The sequence below is a fragment of the Acinetobacter sp. YH12098 genome (assembly GCF_013419235.1).
In the GTDB taxonomy this organism is placed as follows: Bacteria; Pseudomonadota; Gammaproteobacteria; order Pseudomonadales; family Moraxellaceae; genus Acinetobacter; species Acinetobacter amyesii.
In genome coordinates this window covers 1-24,883 of the sequence record NZ_VPAO01000051.1, presented here as the reverse complement: position 1 = coordinate 24,883, position 24,883 = coordinate 1, and the positions used below count along the sequence as shown (strand labels likewise).

Sequence of the window (24,883 nt, the reverse complement as noted above, 5' to 3'; positions counted from 1 at the left end):
GTCTCAAGAAAAGTATGCCGAGTCGTAAAGCTCAGAAAGTTGTTATTGAACAAAGAAATTTAAATCCTGTGCTTGACTCTTGTAGTTAAAAACAGGACATTTTAAATGGTTTATCGCATAGACATTTTAATTGGTGAATAACAAACCTGAATGCAGCGGTGCCCCATTGGGGGCGCGTTGAGATAAGCCTCTTTTAGATAACTTTAGCAACTCGATAGACAGTTGCAACTCCACAATTCACTGCTTTGGCAATTTCTTCCTTAGTCATATTGCCAACTACTAGCAATTCTTTTATTCGTTTATGTTTAGCCTCATTTGCCTTCTTGCCTGTTGGTTTGTAACCCGAACGTGCCAGGCCCTGCTTAATACGTTCTATACGTTTCTCATTGTCTAGGCGGGCCATTGTTGCCAGAAGATCAATCAACATATTGTTGATGAGTTCCAAGATTGAATGAGTAATGCTGTCACTGGTTTGAATCATTTGGTAGGTAGTAGGAAGATCTGCTACGACTAAACGAAGTCCCTTCTCCTGGATCCTGCGCTTCAGCTCTTGAAAATCTCGTTGGGTTAGGCGTGATAAGCGGTCAATACTTTCAACTAACAATGTGTCACCTTGATTTGCTTCTGACAGTAGCTTATTCAATTCAGGTCGGTCTAACTTCGTACCACTATAGTTTTCCACGTACACAATGGTTTCACCCAAATTCAAGTTTTGGTTTAGATCCTGAAGAATCTGCAAAGCCCTTTCTGCATCTTGATCTTTAGTTGAAGCTCGTAGATAAATACGTGTATTCATTTCTATCATTTAATCTTAATTCTATTAGATTAATGATAATACTATCATTTAATTATTGCATTAAGTCTAATGATAGATATTGTATGCGATTTGGCTCGCTATCATTCAGGTATAGTCTTTTGATAAAAAAAGCATGACTGGAAGCCATGCCTTGGGAATTCGTATAACGTGTATTATGTTAATTTTAGGGAAATTTAAGAATCTCTATGCAATGGTTTATTCAATATTCTTTGATTTCTTATCTTTTAGGTTAATCAGAAATAGCCAATAACATAAGCCAGGAAATAGAGCCATAAAGATAGTCCATGTATCTGTATACATCTTCCACCACTCTTTCGAAATTTCTCCTGTGTGACTCCATCCAAAAAGAATAAAAAATGGAGTAGCAATAATTATAGAGGCAATACAGATAGTTAATAAATTAAGACTGTTATAACGATTTAAAAGAATTGAGAATATGAAGCTGAAAGGTACAGTCAAAATACAATAAGCCAAGTAGACAAGACCGTGCCCTACAAGAACCACTAAAATCGAGTATAGGCTGTATTCCTGATTCATTACGATAAACAGGACTGCTGTGAAAAAAAGTAGTGGTAAAGGAGAAAGTAAGAGAGCTTTTACTATTTTTTCATTTGAATATTTCACTAATTTAATTCTCTTATCTACTCAATAAATAATAATACTATAACGATTTTATTGGAGGTTTTTTGATTCTATTTAACATAATGGTGGTTATACGCAATACACTTGTATATTAATATAAATATCAGATACTTAATAAAACAAGAAAAATCCAAAAATGCCCAAAAAACCGATTTTGAAACAAATCGGCTTTTTTATGAGCAGTTTTGATAGTTCTTGCCAATAAATTTGTTTAAAAAGTAGTCGATTTTGAGATTTTTTAAATTTTATCAATGCGTGAATGTTCAAAATTATCCCCATTTCTTGTGGATAAAACTTAGGCTGTTTTGTACGCTTTAGCTTACGTAAATTCCGGTCCTTTGCGGCTATTCGGAATAGTAGAATTTTCATATGATTAATTGGTCAGGAACAGGAAGTTCCTTAGAATTACAAAGAATGAGCACCAGGATGGGGCCAGATACGACAAGCACTAAGCCAGCACAGACCTAAAGTTCCAATAAAAAACCTCGGCAGGATGCCGGGGTTTTTTATTGTCTGCATTTAAGGTCTAATCAGTCTTAGCCAATTCATTTTGGTTGATAAGTTTAATCAGCGCATTTTGAACAAACTCATCAAGTTCAATCCCTTTTTCTTTTATGATGGTTTCTATCTTTGCTAGCGTTTCACTTTCTAATTCGAACTCGATTTCTGCTGATGTTTCCATGAGTAAATCATAGTTATTTTCGACTATCTTTTTAAAGGTTTCTTCTAGATCTTTTGTTGATGGAATATTGAAAGATAAGCGTAATGAGCTATTGATAATTTCAATATGGGTATACCCTAAATATTCAGTACTTTTTCCCACAAATCCTAAGTGCTTCATAAAAAACCTTAAATAAATATAGTAGAGAGCTGTCTAAATTAAGCCAGACTCTCTTTTACAAATTTTGGATCAACAATAAATAATCGAATAAGGGATGTTGCTGCTCCTGATGGTCTTCTCGCACCTTGTTCCCATGATTCAAGAGTACGTCTTGATACGCCAAGAATCTTAGCAAACTGATCTTGTGTTAGTTGAGCCTTTCTACGAGCTAACGCTACATCTGTCTCAGTGATTACGGTTCTTTTCGCTGCATTACTAGTAAGCATATCGTCGATGCCTTGTAATATTTCAGCTTCAATATCCCTAGTTGCTTCAAAAGCCTCAAGTTCTTTTTCAGTCATTAAACGAGTCATTTAGTTTCTCCACTAATGCTTGAAGAGTCTTCTTACTAAGCTGTACAGTTTGCTTTTTACTGTACAAGGTTAATAACCAAATCTCTCCATTTGCTAAACGATTAAAGTAGATGACTCTGACACCACCACTTTTACCTCTACCACCGCTAGTCCATCTAATCTTACGAATACCACCTGCATTAGGCTCTACATCTCCTGCTTCAGGATTTAATGCTAAGAATGTTTTGAATTCCTCATATTCTTCCTGAGTCCAATAAACAAGACAGTATTTAGTAAATAATGGAGTCTCACATATTGTATACATTGATTGCATTCATACTACCTTGTAGTAGTTTATTTTATACTACTTTGTGGTATTTTTAAATGATAATTCTTAGTTCACAGGATTAAAGACGATGTACTATTTTGCAGAGGATCCCTTCTAGGTAATGTTACCTAGGAGGAACAATGAAAAAACTGAAACATCAGTACAGGCAATCAATACAGAGTACTCACCATGACTACTTTTGGGAAATCTATCCCAATGTCAGAAGCTCTGTATTTAAAAATTTAGCACTCTGAACCGTACCGGGTTTGTCGGAGACTTTTTATTTAAGTTAGGCCACCTGACCTAACGGATTAATCTTATCATAGTAGATTGCTTCAAACTCAAAAGGTGATACATAACCCAGTGCACTATGTACACGTTCTTTATTGAACCAATCTACCCAGTTTAGTGTCGCAAGTTGTACATCTGCTAAACCTTGCCAATCTGCTTTTAAATATTCAATCACCTCTGTTTTGTATAAGCCATTCACCGTTTCAGCCAAAGCATTATCGTATGAATCACCAGTCGTACCGACTGATGCTCGTAAATTTGCTGCTTCTAAACGATTGGTATAACGAATGGAAAGATATTGCACACCTCTGTCGGAATGATGAATCACATTCTTTGGCATGCATCGGTCATGCAATGCTTGCTCCAATGCATCGAGCACCATGTCTGTATTCATACGTGTTGATACTTTCCATCCAACAATTGCTCGTGAGAACACATCAATAATAAAGGCGGTATAGACCCAACCTGAATTGGTTTGAATATACGGGTGAGTTTTAGCTAGTCATAATTCATAAAAAATATCGATTGTGTACTGTACTGTAATGTACTAAAATACGATACAGTACAGTACACAATAGGAAGTAAACCCATGGCAATCACTAAATCAGATGTGGCAAAAGCCATCGAATCCCTTGCAGCACAAGGCTCAAACCCAACTAACGATAATATCCTTGCGGTTCTTGGTAGCGGCTCAAAGACCACTATCAACAAATACCGCAAAGAGATCCTTGAAGAGCAACTGGCGGCAGCCGTTACTACGGCAAAAACTCTGAAAGATGCGGAACTTGTTACCGTGTCACAAGTCATTGCAACCCTATTGCAAGAACGGATTGATGCAGTACAAGGCGGATATGCGGAAACAGTGCAACAACTGGAAAAGCAGCTTGCAGATACCACAGAAAAACTGGAACAGGTGCAAATCAAACTTGATGAACAGGTCAAACAAACTGATGACACCACCGACAAGCTGAAAGTCGCTCTTGCTAGTACAGATAAGGCAAAAGAAGACTACAACGCCTTGCAAGCCAAATATGAACAGCTACTCGAAAAATCAGGCTCGATCAAATATGTGGAATCACAACTCACTAATGCAAATGCACGGATAGCTGAATTAGAAAAACAGATTACAATGTAAAAAGACAAGTAACTGACGATGAAGGCTGGTAATCCCCCCTAAAAATAATAGGATCTAAAAGTAGAATTTTCTCTTAAGATACGAGCAGGAGATTCTGCATGAAAACATCTAAATTTACTGACAGTCAGATCATGTCCATCTTGAAACAGGCAGAATCTGGCACACCTGTAGCGACCCTTTGCCGTGAACACGGCATGAGTAATGCTACCTTTTATAAATGGCGTGCCAAATATGGTGGTATGGATACATCATTAATGGCTCGACTGAAAGAGCTAGAAGCCGAAAATACCAGACTTAAAAAGATGTATGCGGAAGAGCGATTAAAGGCCGAAATCATCCAGGAAGCGATGGCAATGAGCAGCACTGCTGCGCAAGGGTAAAGCCATCTTGCCGGCGTAAGATGGCACAACAGGCAGTTGCCCAGCATGCCATTAGTATTCGTTTGGCTTGTAAAGCATTTGGCATTAGTGAAACCTGCTACCGCTATCAAGCCAAACTCAGCGATGACAATGCACTCATTGCTGAACAGCTCATTGAACTCACTGAGGAAAATTCCGATTGGGGCTTTGGTTTGTGCTTCTCGTATTTACGGCATGTTGAGAGTTGCTGCTGGAATCACAAGCGGGTTTACCGCATTTACTGTGAGTTGGCACTGAATCTGCGTATTAAACCGAGAAGAAGACTAAAACGGCATGCGCCTGAACCATTGAAAGAACCAATCCGAGAAAATCAGGTTTGGTCATTAGATTTTATGCATGATCAGCTTTCCGATGGTCGCAAGTTTCGATTATTGAATGTGATTGATGATTACCGCCGCGAAGGCCTAGCCATTGACGCAGGGTTCTCATTGCCCACAATCAGGGTTATTCGTACGTTGAATCAATTGCTGGAGTGGAGAGAAAAACCGTTAGTGATCCGATGCGATAATGGTCCCGAATTTATCAGTCACGAATTTGTGCGCTGGGCTACTGAGCACGGTATTCGTATTGAATATATTCAACCGGGTAAGCCACAGCAGAATGCGTATATTGAACGCTATAATCGGACTATACGTTATAGTTGGCTGAGCAAGCATTTATTTGATACTTTGGATGAAGTACAAGATTATGCAACAAACTGGTTGTGGCATTACAACCATGAAAGACCACATCAAGCTAACAAAGGAAAGCCACCTCTAATGGCTGCTTAACCTCTACTTTTAACTTCGGTTATTTATGGGAGGATTACCGATCACCTGAAATATTTAATACAGACAAAGGCAGTCAGTTCACGAGTGATGCATTTATTGATGTATTGAAATCAAATGGCATTCAAATCAGTATGGATGGTAAACTTGCGCAGTATACTGCTCATAGATTGATAATGTGATGGTTGAACGATTATGGCGGAGCGTTAAATATGAAGAGGTGTATCTCAAAGCTTATAGCAGTGTCACAGATGCAAAAAAGCAATTGAGTGCATATTTCAAGTTTTATAATTTGAAACGACCTCATTCGAGTCTAGACAAAATGACACCCAATGAGTTTTACTATGATCAGCTACCCCAACAAAACAAGGTGGCTTAACTAGAGCGGAATATCACTTATAGAAGTTGTTCAAATTTCCGGATCCATCTCTTTATTTACCGTTTGGACGTGAAGAAGCGAATCTGTTCTTTAACGTGATTGCCAAGCGTTATGAAAAAGGCAGTACGATATTGACGAGTAACTTACCCTTTAGCCAGTGGTCCAAATCCTTTGCAGATGATGTCACGTTGACCGCTGCGATGTTAGATCGGTTATTGCATCACTGTCATGTGGTACAAATATCGGGTGAGAGTTATCGTTTGAAGGATAAAAAAAGAATTGGGATTCAGCCCCAGGTTGAAATTTAATACGAGATCAAAGGGGTCAATTTTACTTTGCCATTTGTAAGGTGAAAGGGGTCAATTTTAGAATGCCGTTGACAACTTAAATAAAAAGTCTCCGACAAACCTGGTACGGTTCAGTCTGGTGAATTCCAGCAGTTGTTCATGGGTCAGTTGGCTTAAGTCAGGCAGCGTATTCATGACCGCAGTATGCCTGAGGTCATGAGAAGAATGAAATAGAACGTTTGGAGGATGGCAGAATGGTCGAGCTTGGTTTAGAGCATATTCACCACTTGCTGCAATCCAATTCTCTGCCAGGGCAAACCTTGGATCAGTGCCTGTAACTGTTCCGGGCTGAGGGCCACGGTTTCACCTTGGTGAACTTGAGCCCAGTGAAATTTGCCCTGTTCCAGCCGCCGGGCACACAGCCAGATGCCCAATCCATCATGTACCAACACTTTCATGCGATGGCCACGTTTATTACAGAACAGGTAAGCACAATGCGGTTTGATGTAGCCAAAGGCTCTCACCACCTGAGCCATGGTCGTATCCATACCTGCACGCATGTCCATGGGCTGAGTAGACAACCAGATTTCATCAATGCGGATCATGTTGCAAGTGCCTTGAGTAATTCTGCCAAGACAGGTATTTCTGATGTCTGCCATTTTAGCTGAATATCATTATTCGTATGAGGCACGGTGATACACAACGTGATCCTCTCATCAATAGGTTGGCTGATTGCAGCAGTGTAAGGCAAAGCAATAAATGCTGGATTCACATGAGTAGGATCCTGCACGGCACCATCATGATGGCTGAAGATCCTGATCCAACGACTGACAAGGTTGGCATTAATACTATGTTGCAGTGCGACCGAAGCGATCGAGGTATTAGGATTTTTACAGGCATTGACAATACTGAGTTTGAATTCTTTGCTGTATGTTCTGCGTTTTTTAGCAACAGGAGGTGTTGCTGAATATATATCCATGTTCATGGATTAAGTCCCCACTTGTTTTTAGGTGGGAACTAAATTAAGGCTTATAGGATCGCTTGGTAAGGCTGTGTTAGCCGGATGCTTACCACTTACTACTCACTTGCCTTGTACCATTTTATGGCATTAAATGGCCTTAACAAGATTGAGAGGTGTTAAATGTCTAAGCTAATAAAAAAGAGAGTTCAATATTCTGTGGATGAGGCTATTTCTGAATCAGCAGAGTACATTATTAAAAAAGTTGGGCTAACCCCTGCATCTGTTTTTAGTATGGTCATGGCTGAAATAGCCAAAACAGGTCGAATCCCTGTAAGCAATCAAATAAGTGATGATGATTTTAATACAGCACAGCTCATAGCTCTTAGCCATAATATCCCAAGTGTAAAAGTATCTAATACAAAATCTGCTCAAGCATTTTTAAACGATGATGGTGGGTACTAATGGCACAGGATTTGTATTGGGCTTATGTTGGTTTGACAGATATAGTAGATGGCAAAACTCGCCCTGTTTTATATATTCGACAAACAAAAAAAGACTACATCGTATTCCGTTTAAGTAGTCAATATGACAATAAATCTGATTTTATTAAACGTAAATATATTGAAATTATAGATTGGGAATCGGTTGGACTAAGTAAAAAATCATGGATTGATACCGTACAGACATATCAGTTGCCAATTGATAAAACAAAATTAACTTACATTGGTAAACTTTCTAAAAATGACTATGAGCGATTAATTAATCATCTTAAAGAACAATAACTGTTTGTCCAATTAGCCGAATAATATCTGTCCAAGTTAGCACAAAATTTAATGATCATTAAATAAGAATTTGCACTTGGATCGCAGAATCCATAAATTGGCTGCAATCATCCAGGAACGTAGTGTTTCCACTGAAATATCGAATCCATGAATGGTAGTGAGCTTTTCATGAGCCAAGGTAGATCCAAATCCCAGCAGATGTTCAGAAATAATGGAAAGACATTTTGATTTTAATAAATCATCATGGCGACGATGGCCAGGTTGACCACGACTGGCATGCGCCATACCTGAAACACCATCTTGATTGAGCTTCTATAATAACCAGGTAATTTGACGGGTTGAAAGATTAAGGATTTCAGCAGCACGGACTTGGGTAATACGATGATCTCGAACGTCTTGCAGAACAGCAAGACGTTGAATTTCTTTGTCAGACATAGTGATCAGCATCTATATTTCATATCCAGTCCATGATGTTTAAGCCATCATAAACTAGACATTTTTATTGGTGAGAATATAGACATTTTGAATGGGTTCTAACATGCCAATTGCGTATAATATAGCTGTGATTATGTTATTTGCACTCTACATTGATAAAAAAATATCCCTGCTGAATACTCTCCAGTAGGGATTTTTTTATGTCAATGTTGCGATAATCTTTAGATGCACAAGAGGGCATTTAACATCAATCTGTATTATACGAAATTAGTCTTTACCTAATACTTCCTCTCGATATTTCAAAACGTCATTTGCCGTAATGTCCTTAAGGTGTTTACGGATCAGAGCATGAAGCACATCACTTTCCTTAATTCTTAGTTTTTTTTCTATCATGATGTCTAGAGTTTTCTTCTCTAGCATTTCATTTTCTTCATCTCTTAGTCTCTGTGTCTGCGCCATTTTTCTACCTACAAAGTTATTTGTGATAAATAATAATAGAATTTATTGAAATGTTATTTGTGATGTTGTATAAATTGCACTAAATGTGATTTGTGATAAATAACATGACTAAAGAAGAAGCATTCGATTTTGTAGCTAAGACAATTTTTGACAGGGCATGTCAGCTTGTTGTTGGCGGTAATCCTGCTTACGAATCTGAAAAGGTTCTTTTTCACATTGAAATGGTCATGACAGAGTGGGGCTATCGCTCTCCAAAAGTTTCTGAGTATTGCGACTTAATCAAACAAGAAAATGACTTAATGCGTGAAATGGGGATTGAAGAATGAGTATTTTACAAAAAAGCCAAGATGCTATTTCTGTTCTTGAAGCTGAATCTCAAATTTTGATGCATGAAATAGCTCCTCATGATTGGGCTGTCTTATGGGCTTTTGTTGAAGAACTTAAATCCTATTTTGCTGAACTCGAAGCGGAGTATTCAGAAGAATGAATCAAGATAATCCTGTTTGGTCTATCAACCAGTCGCTTTACGGTGAGACTTTCGAAAAATCAAAAACACCGAGTTTACAGTGGGGGTTGGTTGAAAATACCCCCATTAATAAGATGGGGGTAACGGTATCGAATTCATGCACTCCACCTACGGATTTAGATTTACCGTTTCCTTCTGAATTCCCAACGCTCTACACGCATTTAGTTAAAACAACGGCTGGCGTTAAAGAAGTTCCAACACGACTACCTGCTGATAATGAAATTGCCATCGTGGATTGGGTCAACTTCACTATTGGGATTGAAACACTAGGTTCTGCATTCTTTGAGCCTATGACACCTGAAAACATGGATTCAGTTTGTCTTTCTGCTATTACCCAACTAGATGAACATTTAGAACATATTTTCGGCTTTTCAACGACTGCTAAAAATAATTCAGGTCGTAACTTTTACAAGCAATCTTATGTACTTGGCCGTGATATGGGGCTTGTCTGCATTGGTGGACAACGAAATACAATCCTTGTGATGCTTTCAGGTAAAGGCTGTTCATTTGCCAATGAAGGTTGGGAACGTCGTTTATATACATTCCTCACCAATATTGCCAAACGTGCAAAATTAACCCGTATTGACTTAGCTCACGATGATTTTGACGGAACAAAAATCAATGTTGATTGGGCTGAACAACAAGATACCAATTCAGAAAAGGGCACTGGCTTCCAAAATGGCTCAAGAAAGCCAAACGTCGAACATAAAGGCAACTGGAAACGTCCTAACGGTCGAGGTCGTACTCTAAATATTGGTAGCCGTGAATCAGGTATGTATGTCCGAGTTTATGAAAAAGGACGTGCAGAGGGTGATCCTGAAGATAATTGGCAACGTGCAGAGGTCGAATTTAAAGCTTGTGACCGTATTTTGCCTTTCGACATGCTATTAGCACCTTCTGAATATTTTATGGGTTCATACCCATGTTTTGCAGAACTAAAAAATGACTTACAGCCTGCAAAAATAGAATCACTTAAAAAGAATGCAAGTATTTCCGTGAAAGCTGCACTGGAGACTATTAAGCACCAGTACGGCAAATATATAAATATGTTTAAAGAAGTTTTCCAACCCGAGGAATTAATCAATTTAATTTCTCATCCAGATAAATACGCATATCCAAAACGTTTGGATCATGTACGGCTTACCGCAATGAGGATGTAAACAATGACACAACAAACAAAAGTAACTTTAGTTGGTGCAAAAGCAACGGATTGGAAGTCAGAGGACGGCCGTCATTACGACTATGTAAACCTTTATGGAATTATCCCTTTGGACGTTTCCCAAGGTAATGCAGTTGGTCAAGGCGTTGTTGAATTCAAGTGGCAAGATTCACGAAATCTTGTTCGTTTAACAGGTTTGAAATTTCCTGTTGAAGTTATTCTCGAGTTGGACATGGTTTCTACTGGTAAAGCAATGAAGCAAGTATTAACTAACGTTATTTTGCCGACTGAGAACAAGTAATGAATATTCGATTTGTTCATCAGATCGACACGGTTGAATGTCCACGCTGCTATTCAATCATGCATAAAAATAATCTTTCTTCGCATCTCGTTCGATGCAAGGGGTAACAAATGACGACTTATGTTTGTGTGGAACTTGTAGAAAACACATGCACAACATGGGTTGTTCAAAATTCGGGGTTACTTCCTGAATTATCAACCGCCAATGCGTATTTGATCTGTGCAGCAATATTTGGGGTTTTATCTATTGCTTGGGGATTTAAGCAAATTGGCAAATTACTTAAATGACTGGAGAAATGTCATGAAAAACGTTGAAAACAAAAAGCTTAGCCTAGCTCAAAAGGCAGTTGTTGTATCTGTAGTACTTGCGCCTGTTTTAACAATGGCTGCTGAAGGCGATGGGGCTGTAACTGTGGATGCTTCGGCTATTTCTGCATTGCAGGGACCGGTTGCGGTCGTTGGTGGTGCGATTTTAGCAATTTTGATTGCGATTAAAGGTTGGAAGTTGGTTCGTCGAGCACTTTAATCTAAACCAAAAAAAAGGACTCGGCTGCCGACCTACGGATCGGACATGCCGAGTCCTTTTTTATAGGGGGAATTATGGGATGGTTAATAGTATTCGTGTTTTGTTTTGCGCTCTGGCTTGTTTTTTCAGCATAACCGTTTATGCAAATGATCCAATTCGTGATAATTGGGATAAACATTTAAAAAATCAAGAAGCTTATCAGATGCATACTCAACGTGCTGCCGCTGAAGTACGTGCTTCTATTAGCATGACACCTGAAAAAAGAGCTAATGTTAAGCAGATGCTTGATAGACAAGGGATTCTTGAAGATGGTTCAAAAGTCAAAATTGGTGCATCCGTTACACGTCCAGTTGACACTGCGAAAGTCGCTTCAACGCTTGCTGATCGTTTTAAAAATGCAGGGAAATACGCAAAAAATCTAGGTAAAGCATCGTTGCCCGCTTTTGTTGGTACAGCGGCGTTTCATGGTTTGATGGAGGGTGTTGATTATGTGATGGACCCTGAAAACAATACGATTCAAAAACCTAACCCTGAGTATGAAACCGAGACAACAGTACAGCCCTGGCATCAATATAGATTTTATGTAACAAGAACACAGCAGTATGTTGCAAGTATTGCTGCACTTCAAAAAATAACTGACGAAAGCTATTACCAATCAACTTGGACTAATTGTGCTTTATCTTCAGGTAATATGGTTAAATGCGATGTAAAGAATGACGTATCCGGCGCTACCAGTAATTTAAATGCAGGTTATCGTGATGCTAATCCTGCTTATAATCCGAATGCTGTTAATCCAATTAATCCTACTCTTCCTGCTTCCGATCAAGATATCGTTAATGCATTAAAAAACGCGCTTGAATCAAATAATGCTGCACTTTCTGCTGCTATTGCAGAAGCCATGAAAGCTGCTTACACGCAAGATAATTCAGAAGGCCAGCCCAAAACGACTAATCCGCTTATTGCTGAGATTCAGGACGATATGCAAAGTGCTGTTGATGGTGCTCTAGATAACCCTACTACTTCGGGCGGTACTGCTGAGCGTCCTTCTGGTCACTACAAAATAACGGATGGTGAAAAAACTATTGAAGGTTATGTAACGCCATCGGATACATCTGGACAAACAAATACAGATACGGAAAGTAATACTGTAACTGATCCGATAACAGGCAATCAAACCACGACTGGAACAAGTACAGGTTCTATCCAATTCCCTGCTTTTTGCGATTGGGCAGGTATTGTTTGTGAATGGATTGGATGGACCAAAGAAGAACCTGAAGAACCACAAATAGAACCACCAGTGATTGAGCAGATTGATATTCCATTTGTTCCGTTTTCAATTACCCAATTTAATGCTACTTGTCCGCCTGATCAGCAGCTTTCACTAGATTTAATGGGCACCAATCAATCCTTTGTTTTGCCTATGACACCTTTTTGCGATTTCTTTAGCTCTATTAAGCCATTTGTTATTGCTTTAGCTTCCTTCTTTGCCGTCAAGCTAATTGGCAACGGTGCATTTAATTCGGGGAATTAGTATGGGAAAGCTTCTTTTTAGGGTTGTTGAATGGGGCGTTTCATCTGGTCTTGCTAAATTTCTTAAGGGTATGGGTTTATCGCTTATTACTTTTGCGGCATTAAATGAATTATTGCAAAGAGCATTGGCTCAAGCTTCAACTAATTTTGGAACAATTACAGGCTTAGGTGCGAATGCGCTTGGTCTCGCAGGTGTTGATACTGCTTTGGCAATTATGGCAGGGGCAATCGTCACACATGTTTATTTAAAATCTCAAGCGATGCGTTTTGTGGGGACACCTAAATGAGTATGATTTTAATTACAGGCACACCAGGTTCGGGCAAATCCCTTTTTGCTGTTAGTAAAATTTTAGAATTACAAAAACAGTATCCTGAACGTCCGATCTATGCTGACATCGAGGGCTTGCAGATTGATGGTGTAGAGCGCAGTCCAGATGATTGGCGTGAAACGCCTGACAACTCGATTATCTTTTATGATGAAGCACAGCAGCATGAACGCTTTAGATCAGGAACAAGTGCAAATAAAGATGAAATAGTTCAGAAACTTCAAGTGCATCGTCATACTGGACATGATATTTATTTCATTACTCAAAGTCCTCGTTTTTTAAATGCATTTGTTCTTGATTTGATTGGTGAACATTACCATTTGCATCGGCCTTATGGTGCAAAATTGGCTTCGGTTTACTACTGGAGAGGTGCACAGAAACAGCCGAATTCTGAAGCTGCAAAAGAACGTTCAGAAAACAACTTCCAATTTGTATACCCAAAAGACGTATTTAAGTTGTATAAATCTGCAACGGCCCATCATGTTAAATTTAAGATACCGACCAAGATTTTAGGCACTTTTTTAGCTGCATTATTTGTTGGTGCAATGGTGTTGTATTTGGTTTTTAAACCTGAAACGCAATCTTTTTTCACAGGTAAGCCTGTTCAGGAAAATCAAGGCATTCAGGCAGATTTAGAAAAGAATAAGGCACAGCAATTAACTGAAATTGATAAGAAAGTCTTGCTATGTCAGGAACAGTTCAAATGGACTAAAGAACAATGTAAAAGTCATTTTGATAAAGACTATAAAGGTGACTATGATGCAAAAATGCAATCTAAGACTGATAACACTATTGCAGCAGTTACAGCAAGCTATAACATCAATAATCCCTATGACTATTCATACAATGAGCCTCCAGTACCAACTGTGCATCGTATATTTTCAGGTTGTATGCTTTCAAGAAATGGCAGATTAGTTGCTTATGATCAACAGGGTTCAATTATTCATGATGCTGACGTTCAGTTATGTAAACGTACAATGAGCGGCGATCGACCATTCAATCCTTATAAACAGCCTGAGCAGCCTTCACCATATCAATTTGCATCATATTCTAATCCTGAAGAACAAAAAACGATTGAAAATCCACAAGTTAAAATTGATACTGTGCCATTCGGTGAACCTAAATCCAAGTATATGGATTCTGCTAATAGGTATTAATTATGAGCAATCAGGTAGAAGTACTTACTTTGATTAATTTGAAAAATTGTTTAGAAAAATTAGAGATCATTTATGCTTATGAAACAGATGATATTAAGCGTGATGTAATCTTTAAAGTCATTACGGATTTATCTTCTGAGATAAGAACTTTAACTGATTTATCTGGACATTTTAAAGATGTTTAAGGAACTCGATTTTTTATCTTAACTAGCGAAGTCTGTTAAGTTAAAAAATGAGTATTTAAGGCATTCCACTGGAGAAAACAATGCTTGACTCATATATGAATTTTAAATTGCGATATAAGATTTTACTTGTATTGGTTTTAGTCCCAGTGTCATTAATCATGTTTAACGTACGTTTATAGTTCTTAGACTGATTTCGTATAATATAGCTGTGATTATGTTATTTGCACTCTACATTGATAAAAAAATATCCCTGCTGAATACTCTCCAGTAGGGATTTTTTTATGTCAATGTTGCGATAATCTTTAGATGCACAAGAGGGCATTTAACATCAATCTGTATTATACGAAATTAGTCTTTACCTAATACTTCCTCTCGATATTTCAAAACGTCATTTGCCGTAATGTCCTTAAGGTGTTTACGGATCAGAGCATGAAGCACATCACTTTCCTTAATTCTTAGTTTTTTTTCTATCATGATGTCTAGAGTTTTCTTCTCTAGCATTTCATTTTCTTCATCTCTTAGTCTCTGTGTCTGCGCCATTTTTCTACCTACAAAGTTATTTGTGATAAATAATAATAGAATTTATTGAAATGTTATTTGTGATGTTGTATAAATTGCACTAAATGTGATTTGTGATAAATAACATGACTAAAGAAGAAGCATTCGATTTTGTAGCTAAGACAATTTTTGACAGGGCATGTCAGCTTGTTGTTGGCGGTAATCCTGCTTACGAATCTGAAAAGGTTCTTTTTCACATTGAAATGGTCATGACAGAGTGGGGCTATCGCTCTCCAAAAGTTTCTGAGTATTGCGACTTAATCAAACAAGAAAATGACTTAATGCGTGAAATGGGGATTGAAGAATGAGTATTTTACAAAAAAGCCAAGATGCTATTTCTGTTCTTGAAGCTGAATCTCAAATTTTGATGCATGAAATAGCTCCTCATGATTGGGCTGTCTTATGGGCTTTTGTTGAAGAACTTAAATCCTATTTTGCTGAACTCGAAGCGGAGTATTCAGAAGAATGAATCAAGATAATCCTGTTTGGTCTATCAACCAGTCGCTTTACGGTGAGACTTTCGAAAAATCAAAAACACCGAGTTTACAGTGGGGGTTGGTTGAAAATACCCCCATTAATAAGATGGGGGTAACGGTATCGAATTCATGCACTCCACCTACGGATTTAGATTTACCGTTTCCTTCTGAATTCCCAACGCTCTACACGCATTTAGTTAAAACAACGGCTGGCGTTAAAGAAGTTCCAACACGACTACCTGCTGATAATGAAATTGCCATCGTGGATTGGGTCAACTTCACTATTGGGATTGAAACACTAGGTTCTGCATTCTTTGAGCCTATGACACCTGAAAACATGGATTCAGTTTGTCTTTCTGCTATTACCCAACTAGATGAACATTTAGAACATATTTTCGGCTTTTCAACGACTGCTAAAAATAATTCAGGTCGTAACTTTTACAAGCAATCTTATGTACTTGGCCGTGATATGGGGCTTGTCTGCATTGGTGGACAACGAAATACAATCCTTGTGATGCTTTCAGGTAAAGGCTGTTCATTTGCCAATGAAGGTTGGGAACGTCGTTTATATACATTCCTCACCAATATTGCCAAACGTGCAAAATTAACCCGTATTGACTTAGCTCACGATGATTTTGACGGAACAAAAATCAATGTTGATTGGGCTGAACAACAAGATACCAATTCAGAAAAGGGCACTGGCTTCCAAAATGGCTCAAGAAAGCCAAACGTCGAACATAAAGGCAACTGGAAACGTCCTAACGGTCGAGGTCGTACTCTAAATATTGGTAGCCGTGAATCAGGTATGTATGTCCGAGTTTATGAAAAAGGACGTGCAGAGGGTGATCCTGAAGATAATTGGCAACGTGCAGAGGTCGAATTTAAAGCTTGTGACCGTATTTTGCCTTTCGACATGCTATTAGCACCTTCTGAATATTTTATGGGTTCATACCCATGTTTTGCAGAACTAAAAAATGACTTACAGCCTGCAAAAATAGAATCACTTAAAAAGAATGCAAGTATTTCCGTGAAAGCTGCACTGGAGACTATTAAGCACCAGTACGGCAAATATATAAATATGTTTAAAGAAGTTTTCCAACCCGAGGAATTAATCAATTTAATTTCTCATCCAGATAAATACGCATATCCAAAACGTTTGGATCATGTACGGCTTACCGCAATGAGGATGTAAACAATGACACAACAAACAAAAGTAACTTTAGTTGGTGCAAAAGCAACGGATTGGAAGTCAGAGGACGGCCGTCATTACGACTATGTAAACCTTTATGGAATTATCCCTTTGGACGTTTCCCAAGGTAATGCAGTTGGTCAAGGCGTTGTTGAATTCAAGTGGCAAGATTCACGAAATCTTGTTCGTTTAACAGGTTTGAAATTTCCTGTTGAAGTTATTCTCGAGTTGGACATGGTTTCTACTGGTAAAGCAATGAAGCAAGTATTAACTAACGTTATTTTGCCGACTGAGAACAAGTAATGAATATTCGATTTGTTCATCAGATCGACACGGTTGAATGTCCACGCTGCTATTCAATCATGCATAAAAATAATCTTTCTTCGCATCTCGTTCGATGCAAGGGGTAACAAATGACGACTTATGTTTGTGTGGAACTTGTAGAAAACACATGCACAACATGGGTTGTTCAAAATTCGGGGTTACTTCCTGAATTATCAACCGCCAATGCGTATTTGATCTGTGCAGCAATATTTGGGGTTTTATCTATTGCTTGGGGATTTAAGCAAATTGGCAAATTACTTAAATGACTGGAGAAATGTCATGAAAAACGTTGAAAACAAAAAGCTTAGCCTAGCTCAAAAGGCAGTTGTTGTATCTGTAGTACTTGCGCCTGTTTTAACAATGGCTGCTGAAGGCGATGGGGCTGTAACTGTGGATGCTTCGGCTATTTCTGCATTGCAGGGACCGGTTGCGGTCGTTGGTGGTGCGATTTTAGCAATTTTGATTGCGATTAAAGGTTGGAAGTTGGTTCGTCGAGCACTTTAATCTAAACCAAAAAAAAGGACTCGGCTGCCGACCTACGGATCGGACATGCCGAGTCCTTTTTTATAGGGGGAATTATGGGATGGTTAATAGTATTCGTGTTTTGTTTTGCGCTCTGGCTTGTTTTTTCAGCATAACCGTTTATGCAAATGATCCAATTCGTGATAATTGGGATAAACATTTAAAAAATCAAGAAGCTTATCAGATGCATACTCAACGTGCTGCCGCTGAAGTACGTGCTTCTATTAGCATGACACCTGAAAAAAGAGCTAATGTTAAGCAGATGCTTGATAGACAAGGGATTCTTGAAGATGGTTCAAAAGTCAAAATTGGTGCATCCGTTACACGTCCAGTTGACACTGCGAAAGTCGCTTCAACGCTTGCTGATCGTTTTAAAAATGCAGGGAAATACGCAAAAAATCTAGGTAAAGCATCGTTGCCCGCTTTTGTTGGTACAGCGGCGTTTCATGGTTTGATGGAGGGTGTTGATTATGTGATGGACCCTGAAAACAATACGATTCAAAAACCTAACCCTGAGTATGAAACCGAGACAACAGTACAGCCCTGGCATCAATATAGATTTTATGTAACAAGAACACAGCAGTATGTTGCAAGTATTGCTGCACTTCAAAAAATAACTGACGAAAGCTATTACCAATCAACTTGGACTAATTGTGCTTTATCTTCAGGTAATATGGTTAAATGCGATGTAAAGAATGACGTATCCGGCGCTACCAGTAATTTAAATGCAGGTTATCGTGATGCTAATCCTGCTTATAATCCGAATGCTGTTAATCCAATTAATCCTACTCTTCCTGCTTCCGATCAAGATATCGTTAATGCATTAAAAAACGCGCTTGAATCAAATAATGCTGCACTTTCTGCTGCTATTGCAGAAGCCATGAAAGCTGCTTACACGCAAGATAATTCAGAAGGCCAGCCCAAAACGACTAATCCGCTTATTGCTGAGATTCAGGACGATATGCAAAGTGCTGTTGATGGTGCTCTAGATAACCCTACTACTTCGGGCGGTACTGCTGAGCGTCCTTCTGGTCACTACAAAATAACGGATGGTGAAAAAACTATTGAAGGTTATGTAACGCCATCGGATACATCTGGACAAACAAATACAGATACGGAAAGTAATACTGTAACTGATCCGATAACAGGCAATCAAACCACGACTGGAACAAGTACAGGTTCTATCCAATTCCCTGCTTTTTGCGATTGGGCAGGTATTGTTTGTGAATGGATTGGATGGACCAAAGAAGAACCTGAAGAACCACAAATAGAACCACCAGTGATTGAGCAGATTGATATTCCATTTGTTCCGTTTTCAATTACCCAATTTAATTCTACTTGTCCGCCTGATCAGCAGCTTTCACTAGATTTAATGGGCACCAATCAATCCTTTGTTTTGCCTATGACACCTTTTTGCGATTTCTTTAGCTCTATTAAGCCATTTGTTATTGCTTTAGCTTCCTTCTTTGCCGTCAAGCTAATTGGCAACGGTGCATTTAATTCGGGGAATTAGTATGGGAAAGCTTCTTTTTAGGGTTGTTGAATGGGGCGTTTCATCTGGTCTTGCTAAATTTCTTAAGGGTATGGGTTTATCGCTTATTACTTTTGCGGCATTAAATGAATTATTGCAAAGAGCATTGGCTCAAGCTTCAACTAATTTTGGAACAATTACAGGCTTAGGTGCGAATGCGCTTGGTCTCGCAGGTGTTGATACTGCTTTGGCAATTATGGCAGGGGCAATCGTCACACATGTTTATTTAAAATCTCAAGCGATGAGTTTTGTTGGGACACCTAAATGAGTATGATTTTAATTACAGGAACACCAGGTTAGGGCAAATACCTTTTTGCTGTTAGTAAAATTTTTGAATTACAAAAACAGTATCCTGAACGTCCGATCTATGCTGACATCGAGGGCTTGCAGATTGATGGTGTAGAGCGCAGTCCAGATGATTGGCGTGAAACGCCTGACAACTCGATTATCTTTTATGATGAAGCACAGCAGCATGAACGCTTTAGATCAGGAACAAGTGCAAATAAAGATGAAATAGTTCAGAAACTTCAAGTGCATCGTCATACTGGACATGATATTTATTTCATTACTCAAAGTCCTCGTTTTTTAAATGCATTTGTTCTTGATTTGATTGGTGAACATTACCATTTGCATCGGCCTTATGGTGCAAAATTGGCTTCGGTTTACTACTGGAGAGGTGCACAGAAACAGCCGAATTCTGAAGCTGCAAAAGAACGTTCAGAAAACAACTTCCAATTTGTATACCCAAAAGACGTATTTAAGTTGTATAAATCTGCAACGGCCCATCATGTTAAATTTAAGATACCGACCAAGATTTTAGGCACTTTTTTAGCTGCATTATTTGTTGGTGCAATGGTGTTGTATTTGGTTTTTAAACCTGAAACGCAATCTTTTTTCACAGGTAAGCCTGTTCAGGAAAATCAAGGCATTCAGGCAGATTTAGAAAAGAATAAGGCACAGCAATTAACTGAAATTGATAAGAAAGTCTTGCTATGTCAGGAACAGTTCAAATGGACTAAAGAACAATGTAAAAGTCATTTTGATAAAGACTATAAAGGTGACTATGATGCAAAAATGCAATCTAAGACTGATAACACTATTGCAGCAGTTACAGCAAGCTATAACATCAATAATCCCTATGACTATTCATACAATGAGCCTCCAGTACCAACTGTGCATCGTATATTTTCAGGTTGTATGCTTTCAAGAAATGGCAGATTAGTTGCTTATGATCAACAGGGTTCAATTATTCATGATGCTGACGTTCAGTTATGTAAACGTACAATGAGCGGCGATCGACCATTCAATCCTTATAAACAGCCTGAGCAGCCTTCACCATATCAATTTGCATCATATTCTAATCCTGAAGAACAAAAAACGATTGAAAATCCACAAGTTAAAATTGATACTGTGCCATTCGGTGAACCTAAATCCAAGTATATGGATTCTGCTAATAGGTATTAATTATGAGCAATCAGGTAGAAGTACTTACTTTGATTAATTTGAAAAATTGTTTAGAAAAATTAGAGATCATTTATGCTTATGAAACAGATGATATTAAGCGTGATGTAATCTTTAAAGTCATTACGGATTTATCTTCTGAGATAAGAACTTTAACTGATTTATCTGGACATTTTAAAGATGTTTAAGGAACTCGATTTTTTATCTTAACTAGCGAAGTCTGTTAAGTTAAAAAATGAGTATTTAAGGCATTCCACTGGAGAAAACAATGCTTGACTCATATATGAATTTTAAATTGCGATATAAGATTTTACTTGTATTGGTTTTAGTCCCAGTGTCATTAATCATGTTTAACGTACGTTTATAGTTCTTAGACTGATTTCGTATAATATAGATTATGTTAAATTAAGTACATAGTACTTTAAGTTCATAACTCTCTGTGTTTATAGATAAACAATATATAAAACAATGACTTATTAAAAAAATAATTCTAGGCTAATTTTATTTAAGTCTATATAGTGTTTACTTCATTTAGTTCTTCAATTGTGTAATGTTCTTCTTAAAGACAATCAAACTCTCAAAAAAGCATTCAACTCAAAATCGAATTGTTGTGCTGTTCAATGCTTCGACTACAACGGCATGTCTTTATCCATTACTCTATTCTTTATCTGTTTTGAGATTTCAAAGTGTAGCTACCCAACAATCAGATATGCTGTTAGCGGCAGTGTAAAAATGACCCCCTAATGGCATTTAAAAACTGACCCCCTTGGTTAATATAGCGGTCATTTTGGACTGCTCAACATGTTAACTTTGGAGCAAGCAGTGACAATCCAAATACTTCATCAACAAGGTAAATCTATTAAAGCCATTAGTCGTGAACTGGGGGTGTCCAGAAATACCGTACGTAAATATTTACGGCAAAACACCACACCTCAGTATCAGCGTATACAGCCTAGAATAAGTATCCTTGACCCATATAAACCCTATTTACTCCAACGTGTAAACGCAGCTCATCCTGAATGGATTCCTGCTGTTGTGCTCTACCAGGAAATTTTAGGGTTGGGATATCCAGGAAAGATCAGGATCTTGAGGGAATATCTTGCAACATTAAAACCAGTTGCTCAACCGGAACCGATCATTCGTTTTGAAACCCAACCTGGCCAACAAATGCAGGTAGATTTCACGACAATTCGACGCAACAACACGACTTTAAAAGCCTTTGTCGCAACATTAGGGTATTCCAGAGCGACTTTCGTGAAATTTTATGATCATGAACGTACGGATGCATGGATCGATGGTCTAGAAAATGCATTTCAGTTTTTTGCAGGAGTACCTCAAGAAATCCTGTTTGATAACGCTAAAACGATCATGATTGAACGGGATGCCTATCAGGAGGGGCAGCATAAATGGAATCCCAAACTGCTCGACTGCGCCAAGAAATACAGCTTTCGTCCTCGCGTATGTAAGCCCTACCGTGCACAGACCAAAGGCAAAGTTGAACGCTTTAATGGATACCTCAAATCAAGCTTTATTGTGCCATTGAAAGCAAGCCTGAAGACTTCGGGTTTACTGTTAGATGTTGATGTCGCCAATGCCCACATTGGCCGGTGGCTGCATGAAACCGCCAATCAGCGGATTCATGCCACCACGCAAGAAAAACCGGCTGTTCGACTGCAACAGGAGCAGCAAAAATTTACGCCATTACCGCAATCAGATACGGGTTCTGGCACTGTACCTGTTGCAGCAGCACAGCATGTCATGCCCTACGAGAGTTTGCAGCATCCCTTATCGGTATATGACCAGTTGCTGGGAGTTTCCTGATGAATCTGCAATACGACCGTATAGAGCAACTTTGCCAAAAGCTCAATCTGCCTGCCATCGCATCACAATGGTCACATCATGCACAACAAACATTAGGTCAAGATGGAAGTTATGCCGACTTTGTTGAAGCGATCTTGACGCATGAATATGCTGCCAGGCAACAGCGCAGCCAGCAGGTCCTGATGAAACTCTCAGGCCTGCCTCAAGTGAAAACGCTGGAAGGTTACGATTTTAATTATGCACTGGGTGCTCCCAAATCACAGGTGGTCGAGTTGTTCAACCTGAGCTTTATTGCTAGAGCAGAAAATGTGGTGTTTCTCGGGGCTAGCGGTGTAGGGAAAACGCACTTATCTATGGCATTAGGCTATAAGGCCATCATGAACAATGTCAAAACCAAGTTTATTACCGCCGCCGATCTCACGCTGCAACTGAGTACAGCCTATCAGCAAGGTAAATTGAAAACCTATATGCAACGTGCGGTACTGGGACCAAAGTTACTGATTATCGATGAAATTGGTTATTTACCGTTTGGACGTGAAGAAGCGAATCTGTTCTTTAACGTGATTGCCAAGCGTTATGAAAAAGGCAGTACGATATTGACGAGTAACTTACCCTTTAGCCAATGGTCTAAGTCGTTTGCGGATGATGTTACGTTGACCGCTGCGATGTTAGATCGGTTGCTGCATCACTGTCATGTGGTACAAATATCGGGTGAGAGTTATCGTTTGAAGGATAAAAAAAGAATTGGGATTCAGCCCCAGGTTGAAATTTAATACGAGATCAAAGGGGTCAATTTTAGAATGCCGTTGACAATGCTCGCACTTAAATTTTGGTATGAATTCTGGTTCCAGAAATTGAACCGTACCGGGTTTGTCGGAGACTTTTTTATTTAAGTTAGGCCACCTGACCTAACGGGTTAATCTTATCATAGTACATTGCTTCAAACTCAAAAGGCGATACATAACCCAGTGCACTGTGTACACGCTTTTTATTGAACCAATCTACCCTGTTTAGTGTCGCAAGTTGTACATCTGCTAAACCTTGCCAATCTGCTTTTAAATATTCAATCACCTCTGTTTTGTATAAGCCATTCACCGTTTCAGCCAGAGCATTATCGTATGAATCACCAGTTGTACCGACTGATGCTCGTAAATTTGCAGCTTCTAAACGATTGGTATAGCGAATAGAAAGATATTGCACACCTCTGTCGGAATGATGAATCACATTCTTTGGCATGCCTCGATCATGCAATGCTTGCTCTAATGCATCGAGCACCATATCTGTATTCATTCGTGTAGATACTTTCCAGCCAACAATTGCTCGTGAGAACACATCAATAATAAAGGCGGTATAGACCCAGCCTGAATTTGTTTGAATATACGTAAAGTCACTGACCCACAGTTGGTCAGGATGATCAGCAGTAAAATTACGTTTCACTAAATCATCTGCTCGTTTTTGGTCATCTCGGCTACGGGTGGTTTGTTTGTTCTTACCTCGCCAAACACCTTGTATACCTAGCTTTTTCATTAATCGAGCAACAGTACAGCGTGCAATAATATAGCCTTCACGTTTCAGTTTTTGCCAGACTTTACGTACACCATACCGACCTGAACTTTCCTTCCAAATTCGTTTAATCTCCTCAGCATGATGCAAGTCATGTAAATCTCGCTTTGCTCGATGTTCTGGATTTTCGCAGAGATCTAGAGTCCGGTAATAGGTTGAAGCTGCGATCGGTAAAATCCTACAAATCGCATCAACACCATATAAGTCTTTATTGTTATGGATGAAATCCACCATTATTTGTGTGGGCGGTCGAGCTCCGCCTTGGCGAAAAAAGCGGCTGCTTTGCGTAGAATTTCATTGGCACGCTTTAATTCTTTAATTTCACGTTCCATTTGCTTCATTTTTTCTTGGTCAGATATCTGTTGTACTTTAATAGGATTTTGCTGATCTAAATGCTTTTGATGCCAGGCACGAAGTGTTTCAGGAGTACAACCAATCTTAGGCGCAATTGCTGTGATTGCAGCCCAATTCGATGGATAATCTTTCTCGGATTCAATCAATAATTGAACCGCTCTTTCTCTGATTTCAGGGGTATATTTTAATTTTGTCATCGGGATAGTCTCTCAGAATATTGACTCTCCGACAAACCCGGTACGGTTCATTCAGTTCTTTGGACAATTCCCTTTTAGATCAATAATAGAGACTAATATCAATTATCTTATACATGGTAAGTTGACAAAAATAACTAATCATGCGAAAAAGTTTTTTTAGTTAACAGATGTTCACCCATGCCTCGAATTGTTTCTGTACCACTTAGTTTAGAACAGCGAGAACGACTCATTTTTCTGGCCAAGCATGCAAAACATTGGCGTGAAAGACAACGTGCCCAAACTATTCTCTGGCTTTCTGAAGGT

35 protein-coding genes, 6 pseudogenes and 1 other annotated feature are annotated in these 24,883 nt (G+C 38.8%); of the genes and pseudogenes, 29 read left to right on the top strand and 12 right to left on the bottom strand.

Features of this window, described 5'->3' with window-relative positions; genetic code table 11:
• Positions 1-193: 193 nt before the first annotated feature.
• From FTU38_RS14950 to FTU38_RS14925, 6 genes and pseudogenes are all read right to left on the bottom strand, one after another.
• Positions 194-805, bottom strand: a complete 612-nt coding sequence (locus FTU38_RS14950; RefSeq protein WP_015060246.1) for a recombinase family protein — start codon at positions 803-805, stop codon at positions 194-196.
• 207 nt (positions 806-1,012) lie between these two features.
• Entirely contained in the window at positions 1,013-1,441 is a 429-nt protein-coding gene (locus tag FTU38_RS14945) for a hypothetical protein (RefSeq protein WP_000877730.1), read from the bottom strand.
• 544 nt (positions 1,442-1,985) lie between these two features.
• Complete coding sequence (locus FTU38_RS14940) at positions 1,986-2,300, bottom strand: hypothetical protein (protein WP_104505826.1); 315 nt, start codon at positions 2,298-2,300, stop codon at positions 1,986-1,988.
• 38 nt (positions 2,301-2,338) lie between these two features.
• The gene (locus tag FTU38_RS14935; protein ID WP_104505827.1) at positions 2,339-2,653 is read right to left on the bottom strand and encodes a DNA-binding transcriptional regulator; all 315 of its coding nucleotides are present in this window, start codon (positions 2,651-2,653) and stop codon (positions 2,339-2,341) included.
• Complete coding sequence (locus FTU38_RS14930) at positions 2,634-2,957, bottom strand: transcriptional regulator (protein WP_104505828.1); 324 nt, start codon at positions 2,955-2,957, stop codon at positions 2,634-2,636. The genes FTU38_RS14935 and FTU38_RS14930 overlap by 20 nt, the downstream gene beginning before the upstream one ends.
• Positions 2,958-3,249: 292 nt before the next feature.
• Positions 3,250-3,735 (bottom strand): annotated as a pseudogene (locus FTU38_RS14925) (IS3 family transposase); the annotation flags it as partial.
• A gap of 105 nt (positions 3,736-3,840) precedes the next feature.
• Here FTU38_RS14925 and FTU38_RS14920 point away from each other — a divergent pair.
• The 4 genes and pseudogenes from FTU38_RS14920 to istB (FTU38_RS14905) form a co-directional block, all read left to right on the top strand.
• A complete protein-coding gene (locus FTU38_RS14920; RefSeq protein ID WP_127800924.1) occupies positions 3,841-4,386 on the top strand; it encodes a DNA-binding protein in 546 nt (181 codons plus the stop codon).
• Between the two features lie 98 nt (positions 4,387-4,484).
• A pseudogene (locus tag FTU38_RS14915) lies at positions 4,485-5,575 on the top strand (IS3 family transposase).
• A gap of 35 nt (positions 5,576-5,610) precedes the next feature.
• Positions 5,611-5,951, top strand: a pseudogene (locus tag FTU38_RS14910) (transposase); the annotation flags it as partial.
• Between the two features lie 53 nt (positions 5,952-6,004).
• A pseudogene (istB, locus tag FTU38_RS14905) lies at positions 6,005-6,259 on the top strand (IS21-like element ISAba8 family helper ATPase IstB); the annotation flags it as partial.
• 248 nt (positions 6,260-6,507) lie between these two features.
• Here istB (FTU38_RS14905) and tnpB read toward each other — a convergent pair.
• Both tnpB and FTU38_RS14895 read right to left on the bottom strand, forming a co-directional pair.
• Positions 6,508-6,843 (bottom strand): IS66 family insertion sequence element accessory protein TnpB, encoded by a 336-nt coding sequence (gene tnpB / locus FTU38_RS14900; protein ID WP_004780063.1) that lies wholly within the window; start codon positions 6,841-6,843, stop codon positions 6,508-6,510.
• On the bottom strand, positions 6,840-7,223 hold the full coding sequence (locus FTU38_RS14895; RefSeq protein ID WP_163143575.1) for a transposase: 384 nt from the start codon (positions 7,221-7,223) through the stop codon (positions 6,840-6,842). The genes tnpB and FTU38_RS14895 overlap by 4 nt, the downstream gene beginning before the upstream one ends.
• 156 nt (positions 7,224-7,379) lie before the next feature.
• Between FTU38_RS14895 and FTU38_RS14890 the strand changes: the two genes are divergently transcribed.
• Both FTU38_RS14890 and FTU38_RS14885 read left to right on the top strand, forming a co-directional pair.
• Entirely contained in the window at positions 7,380-7,661 is a 282-nt protein-coding gene (locus FTU38_RS14890) for a type II toxin-antitoxin system RelB/DinJ family antitoxin (protein WP_127800960.1), read from the top strand.
• Positions 7,661-7,981, top strand: a complete 321-nt coding sequence (locus tag FTU38_RS14885) for a hypothetical protein (protein WP_127800962.1) — start codon at positions 7,661-7,663, stop codon at positions 7,979-7,981. Before FTU38_RS14890 ends, FTU38_RS14885 begins: the two co-directional genes overlap by 1 nt.
• Before the next feature lie 75 nt (positions 7,982-8,056).
• Here the strand turns inward: FTU38_RS14885 and FTU38_RS14880 are convergent.
• Positions 8,057-8,428: pseudogene (locus tag FTU38_RS14880) on the bottom strand (ISNCY family transposase); the annotation flags it as partial.
• 255 nt (positions 8,429-8,683) lie between these two features.
• Positions 8,684-8,875, bottom strand: a complete 192-nt coding sequence (locus FTU38_RS14875) for a hypothetical protein (protein ID WP_180111693.1) — start codon at positions 8,873-8,875, stop codon at positions 8,684-8,686.
• Positions 8,876-8,979: 104 nt separating this feature from the next.
• On the opposite strand from FTU38_RS14875, the gene FTU38_RS14870 reads away from it, so the two are divergent.
• The 10 genes from FTU38_RS14870 (at position 8,980) to FTU38_RS14825 (ending at position 14,584) form a co-directional block, all read left to right on the top strand.
• Complete coding sequence (locus tag FTU38_RS14870; protein ID WP_180111691.1) at positions 8,980-9,201, top strand: hypothetical protein; 222 nt, start codon at positions 8,980-8,982, stop codon at positions 9,199-9,201.
• A complete protein-coding gene (locus tag FTU38_RS14865; RefSeq protein ID WP_180111688.1) occupies positions 9,198-9,362 on the top strand; it encodes a hypothetical protein in 165 nt (54 codons plus the stop codon). Before FTU38_RS14870 ends, FTU38_RS14865 begins: the two co-directional genes overlap by 4 nt.
• Entirely contained in the window at positions 9,359-10,561 is a 1,203-nt protein-coding gene (locus tag FTU38_RS14860) for a replication initiation factor domain-containing protein (protein WP_180111686.1), read from the top strand. Before FTU38_RS14865 ends, FTU38_RS14860 begins: the two co-directional genes overlap by 4 nt.
• Before the next feature lie 3 nt (positions 10,562-10,564).
• On the top strand, positions 10,565-10,861 hold the full coding sequence (locus FTU38_RS14855) for a hypothetical protein (protein WP_180012307.1): 297 nt from the start codon (positions 10,565-10,567) through the stop codon (positions 10,859-10,861).
• Positions 10,862-10,971: 110 nt separating this feature from the next.
• Positions 10,972-11,148, top strand: a complete 177-nt coding sequence (locus tag FTU38_RS14850; RefSeq protein WP_180012305.1) for a hypothetical protein — start codon at positions 10,972-10,974, stop codon at positions 11,146-11,148.
• A 13-nt stretch (positions 11,149-11,161) separates the two neighbouring features.
• Positions 11,162-11,386 carry a major capsid protein gene (locus tag FTU38_RS14845; protein WP_180111684.1) on the top strand — a complete coding sequence of 75 codons (225 nt, stop codon included), beginning with the start codon at positions 11,162-11,164 and terminating at the stop codon, positions 11,384-11,386.
• Positions 11,387-11,465: 79 nt separating this feature from the next.
• Positions 11,466-12,917: a virulence factor TspB C-terminal domain-related protein gene (locus tag FTU38_RS14840; RefSeq protein ID WP_180111699.1), complete on the top strand. Its 1,452-nt coding sequence runs from the start codon at positions 11,466-11,468 to the stop codon at positions 12,915-12,917.
• 1 nt (position 12,918) lies between these two features.
• Complete coding sequence (locus FTU38_RS14835; RefSeq protein ID WP_180111697.1) at positions 12,919-13,203, top strand: DUF2523 family protein; 285 nt, start codon at positions 12,919-12,921, stop codon at positions 13,201-13,203.
• Positions 13,200-14,399 (top strand): zonular occludens toxin domain-containing protein, encoded by a 1,200-nt coding sequence (locus FTU38_RS14830; protein ID WP_180111695.1) that lies wholly within the window; start codon positions 13,200-13,202, stop codon positions 14,397-14,399. The genes FTU38_RS14835 and FTU38_RS14830 overlap by 4 nt, the downstream gene beginning before the upstream one ends.
• A gap of 2 nt (positions 14,400-14,401) precedes the next feature.
• Complete coding sequence (locus FTU38_RS14825; RefSeq protein WP_180111680.1) at positions 14,402-14,584, top strand: hypothetical protein; 183 nt, start codon at positions 14,402-14,404, stop codon at positions 14,582-14,584.
• A gap of 348 nt (positions 14,585-14,932) precedes the next feature.
• Here the strand turns inward: FTU38_RS14825 and FTU38_RS14820 are convergent, their stop codons facing one another.
• Positions 14,933-15,124: a hypothetical protein gene (locus FTU38_RS14820; RefSeq protein ID WP_180111693.1), complete on the bottom strand. Its 192-nt coding sequence runs from the start codon at positions 15,122-15,124 to the stop codon at positions 14,933-14,935.
• 104 nt (positions 15,125-15,228) lie between these two features.
• Between FTU38_RS14820 and FTU38_RS14815 the strand changes: the two genes are divergently transcribed.
• The 12 genes from FTU38_RS14815 to istB (FTU38_RS14760) all read left to right on the top strand — a co-directional run bounded on the left by FTU38_RS14815 (position 15,229) and on the right by istB (FTU38_RS14760) (position 23,239).
• Positions 15,229-15,450: a hypothetical protein gene (locus FTU38_RS14815; protein WP_180111691.1), complete on the top strand. Its 222-nt coding sequence runs from the start codon at positions 15,229-15,231 to the stop codon at positions 15,448-15,450.
• On the top strand, positions 15,447-15,611 hold the full coding sequence (locus tag FTU38_RS14810) for a hypothetical protein (protein ID WP_180111688.1): 165 nt from the start codon (positions 15,447-15,449) through the stop codon (positions 15,609-15,611). The genes FTU38_RS14815 and FTU38_RS14810 overlap by 4 nt, the downstream gene beginning before the upstream one ends.
• Positions 15,608-16,810, top strand: coding sequence for a replication initiation factor domain-containing protein (locus FTU38_RS14805; protein ID WP_180111686.1), 1,203 nt, complete (start codon positions 15,608-15,610; stop codon positions 16,808-16,810). The genes FTU38_RS14810 and FTU38_RS14805 overlap by 4 nt, the downstream gene beginning before the upstream one ends.
• A gap of 3 nt (positions 16,811-16,813) precedes the next feature.
• Positions 16,814-17,110, top strand: coding sequence for a hypothetical protein (locus FTU38_RS14800; RefSeq protein WP_180012307.1), 297 nt, complete (start codon positions 16,814-16,816; stop codon positions 17,108-17,110).
• A 110-nt stretch (positions 17,111-17,220) separates the two neighbouring features.
• The gene (locus FTU38_RS14795) at positions 17,221-17,397 is read left to right on the top strand and encodes a hypothetical protein (protein WP_180012305.1); all 177 of its coding nucleotides are present in this window, start codon (positions 17,221-17,223) and stop codon (positions 17,395-17,397) included.
• A gap of 13 nt (positions 17,398-17,410) precedes the next feature.
• Entirely contained in the window at positions 17,411-17,635 is a 225-nt protein-coding gene (locus tag FTU38_RS14790) for a major capsid protein (protein WP_180111684.1), read from the top strand.
• A gap of 79 nt (positions 17,636-17,714) precedes the next feature.
• Positions 17,715-19,166: a virulence factor TspB C-terminal domain-related protein gene (locus FTU38_RS14785; protein WP_180111682.1), complete on the top strand. Its 1,452-nt coding sequence runs from the start codon at positions 17,715-17,717 to the stop codon at positions 19,164-19,166.
• A 1-nt stretch (position 19,167) separates the two neighbouring features.
• Positions 19,168-19,452 carry a DUF2523 family protein gene (locus FTU38_RS14780; protein ID WP_180111681.1) on the top strand — a complete coding sequence of 95 codons (285 nt, stop codon included), beginning with the start codon at positions 19,168-19,170 and terminating at the stop codon, positions 19,450-19,452.
• A 116-nt stretch (positions 19,453-19,568) separates the two neighbouring features.
• Positions 19,569-20,648 (top strand): zonular occludens toxin domain-containing protein, encoded by a 1,080-nt coding sequence (locus FTU38_RS14775; protein ID WP_257225732.1) that lies wholly within the window; start codon positions 19,569-19,571, stop codon positions 20,646-20,648.
• Between the two features lie 2 nt (positions 20,649-20,650).
• Positions 20,651-20,833, top strand: a complete 183-nt coding sequence (locus tag FTU38_RS14770; protein WP_180111680.1) for a hypothetical protein — start codon at positions 20,651-20,653, stop codon at positions 20,831-20,833.
• A gap of 613 nt (positions 20,834-21,446) precedes the next feature.
• Complete coding sequence (istA, locus tag FTU38_RS14765; protein ID WP_180111679.1) at positions 21,447-22,466, top strand: IS21-like element ISAba8 family transposase; 1,020 nt, start codon at positions 21,447-21,449, stop codon at positions 22,464-22,466.
• Positions 22,466-23,239, top strand: coding sequence for an IS21-like element ISAba8 family helper ATPase IstB (gene istB, locus FTU38_RS14760; protein ID WP_159153815.1), 774 nt, complete (start codon positions 22,466-22,468; stop codon positions 23,237-23,239). Before istA ends, istB (FTU38_RS14760) begins: the two co-directional genes overlap by 1 nt.
• 121 nt (positions 23,240-23,360) lie before the next feature.
• Here the strand turns inward: istB (FTU38_RS14760) and FTU38_RS14755 are convergent.
• Positions 23,361-24,580 (bottom strand): IS3 family transposase gene (locus FTU38_RS14755; RefSeq protein WP_159153816.1). Its coding sequence is split into 2 segments (ribosomal slippage): positions 23,361-24,304 and positions 24,304-24,580, totalling 1,221 coding nucleotides; the frame shifts between segments, so codons are not numbered across the junction.
• Positions 24,189-24,305 (bottom strand) — a sequence feature (AL1L pseudoknot). (Overlaps the previous gene by 117 nt.)
• Before the next feature lie 177 nt (positions 24,581-24,757).
• Between FTU38_RS14755 and FTU38_RS14750 the strand changes: the two are divergent.
• A pseudogene (locus FTU38_RS14750) lies at positions 24,758-24,883 on the top strand (helix-turn-helix domain-containing protein); the annotation flags it as partial.